Origin of the sequence: Kribbia dieselivorans NBRC 106261, assembly GCF_001552435.1 — a bacterium.
GTDB lineage: Bacteria > Actinomycetota > Actinomycetes > Actinomycetales > Dermatophilaceae > Kribbia > Kribbia dieselivorans.
Map to the genome: position 1 here is coordinate 1 of NZ_BCRE01000037.1, position 12,778 is coordinate 12,778.

The window sequence follows — 12,778 nt, forward strand, 5'->3', positions numbered from 1 at the left end:
CGGCCGGCCACTGCCGACCTGCTCGCGCAGTCGCGCCGCCAGCTCAGGCTGGTCCAGTGAGGCGAAGTCCTTGTCCCGGACCTTGAACCACTGACATTGGCAGCGGTGCGCGTCGCCGCGCGTGCCGAACACCGTCTGGAGGTGCTCCCAGGAGGCCTCGTTGCCGGGGACGACGGTGAACTCACCGGTGACCATTCGCCGCTCCGTTCGATGCCGCCGACGCGGCCGCCTCGTGCGAGATGAACTCACCGAGCTCCGAGATCGTCGTCATGATCGGCGAGGGGAAGACCACGGTGGTGTTCCGGTCCACGCCGATCTCGACCAGGCTCTGCAGGTTGCGCAACTGCAGGGCCAGCGGGTGGGCCATCATCGTGTCCGAGGCGTCTCCGAGCGCGGCCGCGGCCAACGACTCTCCCTCGGCGTTGATGATCTTGGCCCGCTTCTCCCGTTCGGCCTCGGCCTGCTTGGCCATCGCGCGCTTCATCGAGTCGGGCAGTTGGATGTCCTTGAGCTCGACGAGGGTGACCTCGACGCCCCATTCGATGGTCGTGATGTCGAGGATCTGCCGGATGTCGAGGTTGATCCGGTCGGTCTCCGAGAGCGTCTCGTCGAGGGTGTGCTGGCCGACGACCTTGCGGAGCGTCGTTTGGGCGATCTGGTTGATCGCGGCATGCACGTTCTCGATCGCCACCAGCGACTTGATCGCGTCGACGACGCGGAAGTACGCCACCGCCGAGACGTCGACGCTGACGTTGTCGCGCGTGATGATCCCCTGCGACTGGATCGGCAGGGTGACCACTCGCAGGGACACGTGATGCATGACGTCGACGATCGGGATGATGAACCGCAATCCGGGCTCGCGGGCGCCGATGACCCTGCCGAGTCGGAAGACCACACCCCGCTCGTATTGCTTGACGATGCGGATCGAGAGCGCTGCCACGATCAGCAGCAGGACGATCAGCGTGATGAGGAGGTAGGTCCCGGTGCTCATGGTGAGCCTTCTTCACTGCGAGGTCGTGCGCCCCGCGCGCGGCCGGGTGGCTGCCGACGTGGTGCACGTGGTCCTTCGAGCGTACGCGCCGGATCTGGGTATGGCGGGGTTGCGCGATCTGCGCCCCGAGGACTGGCGCCGCGCTCACTACACCCAGCGCCCACCGCAGCGGGGCTCTGCGCTGTTGACATGTCCGTGAACGCTGGATGCCCAGCCGAAGAACCCTGAGAGACAAGTGGGCTCTGGCACTGGCGTGCCGACCGGGAGAACCGCGAGCATCCACAGGTCCCCCCGAACCTGCTGATCGGAATGTGTCTGTCGTGCGTGTTGTGGTGCGTGTCCTCGTCGTGGCTCTCCTGGCCATCGCCGGGGTGCTCGGTCCTGGTTCCTCGGCCCACGCGCACGTGCGGGACTCGACGGGCTACTCGACGCTCACGCACCGCGGCAACGTCGTCGACTACCTGCTTGAACTGCCCTACGTCACGCTGGCCAAGGCCGTCGGTCTCGATGACGAGGCATTGACGACCTCGGACAACCGCGTCAGGACCACGGCCCTGACCGGTGCTCGAGAACAGTTGCATGCCTACCTCGACGAACGCGTGGTCGTGCGCGCCGATGGCGTCGCCTGCGACGCGTCGCTCAACGGCCTGGCCATGACACGGCGCGAGAAGCTCCCTTTCGCTGAGATCGATCTCACCTACCGCTGCCCCACGGCCACCCCCGCGTCGTACACCGTCGAGTACTCGGTCTTCCGCTTCGAGGAGGGCGTCATCGACGGCCACACCAACATCGTCGACCACGCGCTCAACGACACCGGGAGGACCGAACGGGTCGTCCTCGATCGCGGTCACACGAGCTTCTCCACCGGCCAGCGCAGTTGGCTGGCCTCGGCGTGGCAGTTCGCCCAGCTCGGCTTCACCTACCTGCTCGGCGGACTCGACCACATCCTGTTCATCCTCGCGCTGGCCATCGGCGCGCGGACACTACGCGCCCTCGGTGAGAACGTCGTCGTGTTCACCGCGGCCCACGCGCTCGCGCTCCTGGCGGCGGCCATGGACTGGGTCTGGCTACCACCCTCCATTGTCGAGCCGCTGATCGTCCTGTCGGTCGCGTTTGTGGCCCTCGACGGGCTGATGAACCAATCCCGCCACCGCTTGTGGAGCGTGGCCGCCTTCGGTCTGCTCCACGGGCTCGCCTTCGCCGGGGCCCTGCGGGTCGATGGCGGAGCGTCGTGGCACTTCTTGGGTTCGTTGTTCAGCTTCACGCTCGGGATCGAAGCCGCGCAACTGCTCCTTCTCGCCGTGGCGGTGCCGATCGTCGTGCTGCTGCGGCGCTTCCCGCCGCGCTGGTCCGCCCTCGCCACGGTCACCGTGACCTGCCTCGTGGCCGCGGTCGGTCTGCTCTGGTTCGCCGAGCACCTGACCGCGCCCATCGCCTGACCCCACCGACCCAAGGGCTGGTCATCGCATGCCAGCCCTTGTGCACAAGGAACACCCATCCCACAAGGAGCACCACTGATGCACCCCGCCCCCCAGCCAACCCAGCGGTGGAACCGGCGTTTACGACTCGCCTTCTACGGCACCTTCACCATGCTCGCCGGCGGCGTCGTCGCCGGCCCGCTGACGACCGTGGTCGCCGAGGCCATCGATCCGCCCACCGCGATGGTGAGCGGCGCGGTCTACGACGACCGCAACGGCAACGACCGCCAGGATGCCGGTGAGCCCGGTATCGCCGACGTGGCCGTCTCCGATGGTGTGCAGATCGTGCGCACGGACGCCGACGGCCGCTACACCCTCGAAACGCGCACCGATCGGCGGATCACCGACCAGGTCTTCATCTCCCAGCCATCCGGCTGGTCGGTGGGCACCGACGAGTTCAAGACCGCGCGCTTCTACCGCACGCTCGGAGAACTGTCCGCCGACGCCACCCCGACCGCGGACTTCGCGCTGACCAAGGACGCCAAGTCCACCCGCGACCAGTTCTCGTTCGGCAACATCGCGGACCCGCACGTCAACGCGCAACTGCCGCAGCAGATCGAGGAGATCAACTCCACGACCAAGGACCTCGGGTTCATCCAGATCAGCGGTGACCTCACCAACAACGCCACCGACGCCGAGTTCAACCGCTACAAGGCGGGGACGGCGAAGTCGAAGTTGCCGATCTGGCCGGCCGTGGGCAACCACGAATACTCCAGCGGCAGTTCGTACGCCGCTCGCATCGACAACTACCGCCGCCACGTCGGGCCGGAGTGGTACTCGTTCGACTACGGCAACCGCCACTTCATCGTGCTCGAGAACAACGGCGCTGCCCCCTTCGACGAGCAGTACGCCTGGGCCGAGCAGGATCTTGCCCAGAACGTCGGTGACAAGGAGCTCGTGCTCCTCATGCACCAGCCGATGAACGTGCCGTTCGGCTCCGGCAACGCCTACGACCGATTCGGACCCCTGCTGGAGAAGTACGGCGTCCAACTGATCCTCGTCGGTCACGAGCACAGCAACGACACCGAGAACCAGAGCGTTTTCGCACCCTCGGCCAAGCACATCCAGACCGTGTCGAGCTCGTACACCATCGACAACGCGCCGCGAGGCTTCCGCTACGTCCACATGTCGGGAGCCGAGTTCACCAACCCGTTCCGGATCTACGGTCACGAGCAGGAGCTCGTCGTCACCTCACCGGCCAACGGTTCGAGGATCCCGGTCGGGGGCTTCCCTGGTCTACAGGTCAACGCCTACGACACCTCCGACCCGGCCGTGAAGCTGCGCTACCGCGTGGACGGCAAGCAGTGGTTCAACATGGACTCCACCGGGAACGAGTACACCTGGCGCGGTCACCTACAGTTCAAGAACAACCCCAACCCGCCCAAGTCGGGCACCTGGGTGGGGCCGGGCAAGCACACCGTCGAGGTCGAGGCCACCGATGCGGCCGGCCGCAGCTGGAGCACTTCGTCGACCTTCACCGTGACCACCGACGAGGTCGTCGCGCCGAAGGCCGGCGCCAACTGGGCACAGCACCACGGCTCGGCGAGCCACGCCGGTGTCAGCCCCAACGCAATCGACGCTGGCCAGCGCCTGGCGTGGACGTACAACACCAAGGGCGTCTTCCTGACCGGGTCCCCGGTCATCGTCGACGGAGTGGTGTACGCCGCCACCCGGGACGAGAACGGCGACGGCAACTCCGCCGTGAGCGCGATCGAGCTTTCCTCCGGTCGTGAGCTGTGGACCCACCGGATGCCGACCTCGGTGCACGGCTCGATCGCCGTCGCCGACGGCAAGGTCTTCGCCTCGACCCTGCGCGGCAAGCTCTACGCGCTCGACACCGCCACCGGCGACGAGCTCTGGAAGCTCGCCCCGGAGGACGCGCCGGAGCCGTACAACCAGCGGGCCTACGGCTACTACGGCGTGACGTACGCCGAGGGCAAGGTGTTGTGGCCCTACCAGTCGCGCCACGGCAAGGGCAGCCAAGGTCTGCTCTCCGCGGTCGATGCCGAGACCGGCAAGGTCGTCTGGGAATCGCCCATGTCCGGCGCCACCATGGCCGACGGCACCCCGGCCGTCTCCGATGGCAAGGTCTTCGTCGGCAGCCAGACCGCCGACCGGGTCCTGGCCTACGACCTCGAGACCGGCAAGCGGCTCTGGCAGGGTCAGGAGGCCCTCGGTGGGTGGCAGGACGGTATCCCCTCCGCGGCCAACGGCCGGGTCTTCATCGGGTCCAACAACCGGATCATCGCCCGTGACGCCGACACGGGCAAGGAGCTGTGGCGCTTCCAGAGCCCGCACCCGTCGCTGGTCAACGGTGGCGCCACCCCGGCGGCTCCGGCCATCGACGGCGACATCGTCTACATGGGCTTCCCCAGCGGTGCCGTCACCGCGCTCGACGCCCGCACCGGTGCCGTGATCTGGGACCGCAAGCTGCCCGGCAAGCTCGACATGGGTGGCGTGCACTCCTCCCCCGCGGTCGCCGGGGAGTCCCTGTTCGTCGGGTCGAACAATGGCAACTTCTACGCCCTGGACAAGCGCACCGGCCAGCCGCTGTGGCAGCACGAGATCGGTGCCTGGGTCAGTGCCGGGCCCGCGGTCAGCGGCAACTCCGTCGTCGCCGGGTCGTACGACGGCAACCTCTACGCCTACGCCCCCGGCGGTCAGGCTGCCCAGAAGTGGGGCAGCGTGCATGGGGTCGTCACCGATTCCGAGAGCGGAGCGCCGGCCGACGGCATCACCGTGACGTTGCGTGACGAGTCCGGCACCGTCGGATCCACCACGACCGTCGCCGACGGCTCATTCACGATCGCTGCACAACCGGGTACCTACACCGTCAGCGTGGCCAAGCGCGGCTACCTGCCGACGGAGCACAGCGAGCAGCAGGTGACCATCGGCCAGACCGGTCAAACCACGGTCAACCTGTCACTGACCAAGGTCACGAAGCCGGTGGCCGGTCTGACCACGGTCGCGCCGGACTACGGCAACGGCAGCGGTCGCCCCGACGTCGTCGCCGGGGACGAGCACGCGTTCGTCATGAACGACCGCGTTCGCGCGAACATCGTCAGCCGCATCGGCGCCAACAACGAGCCCGGTACCTTCCAGCCTGGCTGGTTGGCCGACATCGGCCTGACCGACTCCACGGCGATGGAGACGCTCGACTGGAGCGAGATGGTTCTCAGCACACAGAAGCCCCGGACCGGGTGGAACCGCCCCGGGGAGTGGCTGACCCTCGGTGACATCAGTGCGCAGGGGCCCCGGGTGGTGGCCGCCGGCCAAGCTCAGATCGATGCCGATCTCAAGACCAAGGTCAGTTACGAGACTCTGCCGGACTCACCGATCGTCAAGATGCAGTTGGAGGTTCGCAACACCGGCCAGGCCGACTTCGGCGGGTACTTCAGCTACGTGCTCGACCCCGACAGTTCGCAGGACGTGGCGCGGATTCCGGGCGTCAGTGGCACGAACCCGGGCCTGAAGACCTCGGGTTGGACGGCCAATTACGTCTATGACGGTGCCAGTTCGCAGAACGGTCAGCCGGCCCACGGCATCGCCTGGGCCGATGACGAACCTGCCGCCGTCACGGCCGAGGGCTACATCTTCGGCGCGCACTTCGACGCCTCGGTCAAGGCCGGTGGCACCCGGACCATCACCTGGTACCACATCACCGACTACCCCTCGGCGGGGAACGTGACCAGCCAGATCGCCAACTGGGCCGCCCTGATCCCGTCGTTGGACCCGGCCGCCACCCCCAAGCCGGTCGTGCGAGGCTCCGTCAAGGCGTCTGACACGGGCACAACCCTGGCCGCGCAGCGGGTGGAGGCACTCGACGCCGACAACAAGGTGGTGGCGGAGGCGTACACCGTCTCGGATGGCTCCTACGTCCTGCCCGTCCCGGCCGGTGAGTACACGATCCGCACGGCCGCGCTCGGCTACGCCACGGCGACGGCCAAGGTGAGCGTCACCGACAAGCCGGTCACGGCGAACCTGACCCTGGACCCGGTCGCCGTCGATGCCGGCATCGGAGCGCAGTTGTCCGGCTCGCTCGTCGAGGGCACCACCTCGGACCTCGTGCTGCAGAACAACCGCCTCGCCATGTCCGTTTCGGCCGGCAGCAACGACAGCCAGCTGAACAACTCGACGGTCGGCAAGATTCGGGACTTCGCCGCGCGGGGCAAGGACGACCAGATCGATTGGGTCAACCTGCCCTACGTCACCGCCACCCAGCCGACCGGCACCGAGGCCTGGCAGCAACTGCAGGTGAAGTCCACCAAGGTCGAGGTCGCCGAGAAGAGCGCCGACCGCGCCGTGGTGCGTGTCACCGGCGCGTCCACCGAGAACCCGGACATCACGGTGACCACCGAGTACCTCGTCGAACCGGACCGCCCGTGGGTCTCGGTCAGTTCGGTCTTCCGGAACTCCGGCTCGAGCGCGGCCAAGGTGTGGGTCGGTGACGCCATGGACCACGACGGCTCCGGCCAGCGCAGCCTCGTCTCCGGCCACCCGGTGATCACCACCGGGTACGACTCCCCCGCCCCGTACGCGCCCACCGGTCGTTGGATTGGTGCCACCGGCAACGACGGCCAGGTCTACGGCCTGGTGTATGCGCAGGGTGCCGGAGAGTTCACCGGGTACGGCAACGGCAACTGGATCATGTCCCAGGTGCCGACCGAGATCCCGGCCGGCGGTGAGTACCGGCTCGACCGTCGCGTCGTCGTGACCCCGAGCAACGGCGATCCGATCGCGACGTTGGAGGAGATCGCGGCTCGCTGAGTCGCCCGCCAACGTGCAGGAGGCCGCCACCCCGTGAGGGTGGCGGCCTCCTGGCCTGTCAGGAGATCAGCGGGCGGGGTAGGCCTTCGGCAGACGCATACCGCGCTCCGCCATGATGTCGCGCACGGTGTTGGGGTAGTCGGTGATGACACCGTCGACACCCATGTCGATGAGCGCCTCGATGGTGGCCGGGTCGTCGACGGTCCACGGGATGACCTTGAGGCCGCGCGCGTGAGCGTCGGCGATCATCTTTGCGTCGGGGTAGAAACGGAAGCCGGGGTCGGTGACCTTGCCGCTCTGCGGGAAGCCGTAGTTCGGCGAGAGCGCGGTGACGCCCTCGATCGAGGCGGCCGCGCGCACGAAGTCGCCGCCGAAGTCGTCGGCGTCGATACCGCCGAGCCACGGCGAGGCACCCGGCTTGCCAACCTGCAGGAAGTCGTAGTTCGTCAGCGCGACCAGGGGCAGGTGCGGAGCGATCTCGTGCATGTACTTCAGCGAGCCCCAGTCGAAGGACTGGATCGTGACCTGACGGTCCATGCCGGCCTTGGCGATCTCCTCGTACACGCGGGAGACGAACAGCTCGCGCGGAGCCGTCTGGTGCGGGGCTCCGGCCTCGACCTTGGTCTCGATGTTCATCTTCACCTGCTTGGCGTCGTGCGCCTTGACGACCGCGAAGACATCCTTGAGCTCGGCCATCTTCACCCCGCTGATGACCTCCTGCTGCGGGTGGCCGGGCAGCTGCTGGAAGCCGCAGTTCATCGTCTTGACCTGGGCGAGGGTGAGGTCCTTGATGAACTTGCCGACGTACGGGTACATCGGGTCGCCTGCGGTCACCGGAGCGGTGTCGGCGCACTTCTGGGCGCTGACCTGACGGTCGTGCGTGACGACGACGGCGCCGTCCTTGGTGACCTGCGTGTCGAGCTCAAGGGTGGTCACCCCGAGCTCGAGGGCCTTGGCGAACCCCTGCGGGGTCTCCTCGGTCGTCATGCCCAGACCGCCGCGGTGGGCCTGGAGGTCGAAGTGGGTCTTCTGCGGCAGCACGGCGGCCGGCTGGGTGTTGTTGTTGTTCGGGTTGTTGACGCCGGCGACGGCCGGGACGACAGCGGAGGCCGCGAGGGTGGTGGCGGCAAGGAGGGAGGCGGACAGTCGGAGGCTGGTGTGGAGGTTCACGTCTCCCGACGATATTGACGAGTCGGTCGCGGGGATGGTGACGCTGCGTGAAGGGAAGTTGAACGTTGGGTGGTGCGGGGCTGAACGGAGGGGTGCAGACGCAAACGTTTTGCCGTCGTCACGTGAGCCGCAGCACAGATCCGGGTCCCCTCGGGGTCATACCGGACGCGGTTGTCGGTGGGAGCGCCTAGGCTCGAGTTGTTCGGTTCGACCGGAACGATTTCCGACATCCAGACCCGTCAACACCCGTAGGAGGGCCTCGTGACCGAGTCCATGCAGGAGAAGGGCAAGAAGTTCGTCGAGCAGATCGAGGTGGCCGGCGACCAGCTGGTCAACAAGATCAAGGAGTTGTACGCCGAAGGCGGCAACAAGGTCGTCCACATCAAGACCAACGAGGGCAAGGAGTTGCTCACGGTGCCGATGTCGGTCGGCGTCACCGGTGGGGCGCTCGTGGCGCTGGCCGCTCCGCTGCTGGCCGCGGTCGGTGCGCTGGCTGCGCTCGTGACGAAGGTCCGTCTCGAGGTCGAGCACCTCGACGGCGAGCCGAAGTCGGACGCCTCCGGAGAGGCCGACGCCGCGCCCAAGGACGACGCCGCCAACTGATCCCCCGGCACCGCGTAGCCTTGGGCGGTGCAGTGTGACTACTACGACGACGGCCGGTGCCGGTCGTGTCGGCTCATGGGCGTGCCCTACCCGACACAGGTGACGGACAAGCAGGATCGCGTGTCCACGGCACTGGCCGCCGTCGCACCTCGGCTGACCTGGGCCGAGCCCATGACCGGCCCGGAGTCGGGGTTCCGCAATCGCGCCAAGCTTGTCGTCGCCGGCGCCGTCGGCGATCCGACGCTGGGGATTCTCGATGATCGCGGAGCAGGGGTCGACCTGCAGCAGTGCGGGTTGTATGTCCCCCAGGTGAGCGCGACGTTCGAGGTCCTCGAGGACTTCATCGCCGATCTGCGGTTGCTGCCGTACAACGTGCCCAAGGCGCGCGGTGAGCTCAAGCACGTGCTCGTGACCGGGGCACCGGACGGCCGGACCATGGTGCGGTTCGTCCTGCGCTCCCGCCAGCAACTCGACCGGATCGAGCGCCATGTCGTCGCGCTGCAGAGGGAGATCCCGGGGTTGGAAGTCGTCTCGGTCAACCTCCAGCCCGAGCACAAGGCGGTCATCGAGGGCGCCGAGGAGATCGTGCTCACGCGCGCGACGACGCTACCGGTACGCCTGGACGACGTCACCCTGCATCTGGGTCCACGCAGCTTCTTCCAGACCAACACGGCGATCGCGCAGGGCCTGTACGACCAGGCGACGGCCTGGGCCACGGCGACCGCACCGCGCTCCGCCTTGGATCTCTATTGCGGTGTGGGCGGGTTCGCGCTGCATCTGGCACGGGCCGGAGCGCAGCGGGTGACGGGAGTCGAGACCTCTCCCGATGCCGTCGACGGGGCTCGTCGCAGCGCCGCCGATCTGTCCACGGCCACCGACGTTGAGTTCGTCACGGCCGACGCGACCGCCTACGCTCGCGACCTGCACGAGACTCCGGATCTCGTCGTCGTCAACCCACCCCGGCGCGGCATCGGTGGCGACCTCGCGGCGTGGTTGAACGAGTCGGACGTTCCCGAGCTCATCTACTCCAGTTGCAACGTCGAATCCCTGGCGCGCGACCTCGCCGCCATGCCGGCTCTCTCCCCCGTCGAGGCCCGGTTGTTCGACATGTTCCCGCAGACGGATCACCACGAGGTGATGGTGCGGCTGTCCCGGCGCTGACCACGCACGATGACGGATCGCCGTCGCGTGCGCCCTGCAGGATCTTCCCAGTTGACTCGGTAACATGGCTCCTCGTGCCAACCACCTCCACACCCCGGCTGACCGGGCGACACCGCCGCAACCTGCGGCAATTCCTGATGTTCGGGATCGTCGGTGGATCAGGTGTGGTCGTCAACATGATCGTGGCGATCATCATGCACAAGCTCAACGGCGGCACGATCAACGCGGCCGAACGGATCTTCGCGATTCCGGGCACGGACTTCTGGTTCCGCTACCGCAACCTCGTGTGGATCGTGGCGTTCCTCGTGGCGAATACGTGGAACTACCAACTCAACCGGTCATGGACCTTCCGCAGCCAACACCACAAGTCATGGTGGGCCTCGTTCTGGCCGTTCTTCACCATCGGCGCGGTCTCGGCCTTCCTGGGCATGTGGATCCAGGTGCTGCTGACGCACCCCGGATCGGCCTTCTTCCTTCCCGATCCCTACTTCAACGAGAACTCGGGGCTGCGCTCGCGCGAGTACTGGGCACAACTCCTGACCATCGTGCTGACGATGCCGATCAACTTCGTCGTCAACAAGGTCTGGACGTTCGGTCACCTGCGGGTCAAACACGCCGCTCCGCCCGCCTGACCTGCGCCGTCGTGACACTCGGATGCCGTGGGGCGCTGGGCTCGTTAGGGTCGAGACATGCACCTCGGTATTGACCTCGGGACCACGCGGACGATCGTCGCTGCCGTCGACCGCGGCAACTACCCCGTGGTGACCTTCCTCGACACCGATGACGAGATGCAGGATCATCTGCCCTCCGTCGTCGCGGTGCGTGACGGGCGACTCATCCACGGGTGGGAGGCCCAGCGTGCCGGCGAGGAGGGTCTGCCCGTGCTGCGCTCCTTCAAGCGTGCCCTGGCCGACGCCGACGTCAACACCGGGTCGACGATCCGCGTCGGCGATGCCGAGTTCAACGTGCTTGAGGTCGTCACCTCGTTCTGCCTCGGACTGCGTCAGGCGCTGACGCATCGTTCCAGCATCAGCGAGCGAATCGGCGCGGGAGAGTCGATCGACGCGGTGATCGCGGTGCCGGCGCATGCCTACGGAGCTCAGCGATTCCTCACCCTGGAGGCGTTTCGGTCAGCGGGGTTCGAGATCACGGGCATGGTCAACGAGCCGTCGGCCGCGGGGTTCGAGTACTCGCATCGTCAGGGGCGCACGATCACCTCGAAGCGCACCCGGGTGGTCGTGTACGACCTGGGCGGAGGCACGTTCGACACCACCTTGGTCAAGGTGGACGGCACCGCGCACGAGGTGCTCGGCACCGTCGGGCTCAACGATGTCGGCGGCGATGACTTCGACGTGATCCTGGCCGACTGTGCGTTGACCGCGGCTGGGCGCTCGCGTGACTCGCTGTCGACCGATGAGTGGCAGGCCCTGGTGCAGTTGAGCCGGGCGGCCAAGGAGCATCTCTACCCGCAGTCGAAACGGCTCGTGTTGGAGGTGGCCGGAGACGAGGTGACCGTGCTGCTCGACGACTTCTACGAGGCGGCGATTCCGCTCGTGCAGCGGACGGTCGACGCCATGAGTCCGGTGGTGGGCGCGCTGGACTCGGGCGGGCCGGATCTGACCGAGGTCGCGGGGATCTATCTCGTGGGCGGGGCGAGCGGGTTGCCGCTCGTGCCGCGCATGCTGCGGGAGACCTTCGGGCGGCGGGTGCACCGCTCCCCCTACCCGGCGGCATCGACGGCCATCGGACTCGCGATCGTCGCCGACACCGAGGCCGGCTACTCGCTCACGGACCGACTGTCGCGGGCCTTCGGCGTGTTCCGCGAGGGGGATGGCGGATCGACGTTGAACTTCGACCCGATCCTGCGGCCGGATCAGACGGTGTCGTCCACCGAGTCGGTGACCGTCACGCGGCGGTACTGGGCAGCGCACAACGTCGGGTACTTCCGGTTCGTCGAGTACACCTCGGTCGATGATGAGGGCCAGCCTCGTGGTGACATCGCTCCCTTCGCGGACATTCGGTTCCCGTTCGCTCCCGAACTGCAGGACGGGCGGGATCTGTCGGGGTTGACCGTGGTCCGTCGCGAGAACTGGCCCGAGATCGAGGAGAAGTACGTCATCGATCCGCACGGCATGATCGAGGTCATCATCACGGACCTGCACACGGGATATCAGCAGCGGCACTCGCTGGCGACGGGTGGGTGAAGCGCCGATCTTTGCGGCCGAGGTATCGACACTGCACGGAGTGCAGGGTTTCTGGAATGCGAGGTCCGGTCGTCGCATTTCACAAAGTCGCCCACTGTTGTTAACCTAAAGTTCGCTTTCAAATAGGACGTATGTTCTTATAAACTTTGGGGCATGTCCACGACAGCGATGCACCCAGGTTCGACGCGCCCGGCTCCGGCCGGGGTCGCGTCGATGGTTGGTGTGCCCGCGTCCGGTGTGGCTGTGTCTGGTGTGCCTGTCGACCGCAACTGGTTGGCCGTTGCCGGAGAGGCGATCGGTCAGGTCGTCGTGCCGGAGCAGTTCGGGTCGGAGGTGGAGGCGCAGCGGTACATCGCGGACCTGGACCGGATCCAGGCGCAGATCGCGGGGAAACGCCTTTCGGC

General features: G+C 67.2%; 9 protein-coding genes and 1 pseudogene. 7 read left to right on the forward strand and 3 right to left on the reverse strand.

Annotation, left to right across the window (positions count from 1 at the left end; translation table 11 throughout):
- Together KD1_RS17085 and KD1_RS03415 are read right to left on the reverse strand one after the other, a co-directional pair.
- A pseudogene (locus KD1_RS17085) lies at positions 1-195 on the reverse strand (GNAT family N-acetyltransferase); the annotation flags it as partial.
- Positions 182-991, reverse strand: a complete 810-nt coding sequence (locus KD1_RS03415) for a slipin family protein (RefSeq protein ID WP_068397577.1) — start codon at positions 989-991, stop codon at positions 182-184. The pseudogene KD1_RS17085 and the gene KD1_RS03415, both read right to left, overlap by 14 nt.
- Positions 992-1,311: 320 nt before the next feature.
- Between KD1_RS03415 and KD1_RS03425 the strand changes: the two genes are divergently transcribed.
- Together KD1_RS03425 and KD1_RS03430 are read left to right on the forward strand one after the other, a co-directional pair.
- On the forward strand, positions 1,312-2,430 hold the full coding sequence (locus KD1_RS03425) for a HupE/UreJ family protein (RefSeq protein WP_169795325.1): 1,119 nt from the start codon (positions 1,312-1,314) through the stop codon (positions 2,428-2,430).
- 78 nt (positions 2,431-2,508) lie between these two features.
- Positions 2,509-7,236, forward strand: coding sequence for an outer membrane protein assembly factor BamB family protein (locus KD1_RS03430; RefSeq protein WP_068397585.1), 4,728 nt, complete (start codon positions 2,509-2,511; stop codon positions 7,234-7,236).
- 66 nt (positions 7,237-7,302) lie between these two features.
- Here KD1_RS03430 and KD1_RS03435 read toward each other — a convergent pair whose 3' ends face one another.
- Entirely contained in the window at positions 7,303-8,406 is a 1,104-nt protein-coding gene (locus KD1_RS03435; protein WP_068397586.1) for a glycerophosphodiester phosphodiesterase family protein, read from the reverse strand.
- 261 nt (positions 8,407-8,667) lie between these two features.
- Between KD1_RS03435 and KD1_RS03440 the strand changes: the two genes are divergently transcribed.
- The 5 genes from KD1_RS03440 to KD1_RS16470 form a co-directional block, all read left to right on the forward strand.
- The gene (locus KD1_RS03440) at positions 8,668-9,009 is read left to right on the forward strand and encodes a DUF4342 domain-containing protein (RefSeq protein ID WP_068397588.1); all 342 of its coding nucleotides are present in this window, start codon (positions 8,668-8,670) and stop codon (positions 9,007-9,009) included.
- A 27-nt stretch (positions 9,010-9,036) separates the two neighbouring features.
- Entirely contained in the window at positions 9,037-10,170 is a 1,134-nt protein-coding gene (locus KD1_RS03445; protein ID WP_068397591.1) for a methyltransferase domain-containing protein, read from the forward strand.
- Between the two features lie 74 nt (positions 10,171-10,244).
- Positions 10,245-10,802, forward strand: coding sequence for a GtrA family protein (locus tag KD1_RS03450; protein ID WP_217995787.1), 558 nt, complete (start codon positions 10,245-10,247; stop codon positions 10,800-10,802).
- A gap of 57 nt (positions 10,803-10,859) precedes the next feature.
- Positions 10,860-12,374 (forward strand): Hsp70 family protein, encoded by a 1,515-nt coding sequence (locus KD1_RS03455; RefSeq protein WP_068397594.1) that lies wholly within the window; start codon positions 10,860-10,862, stop codon positions 12,372-12,374.
- Positions 12,375-12,527: 153 nt separating this feature from the next.
- Positions 12,528-12,778, forward strand: a 251-nt coding sequence (locus KD1_RS16470) for a hypothetical protein (protein ID WP_157073138.1), incomplete at its 3' end; no start/stop codon positions are given.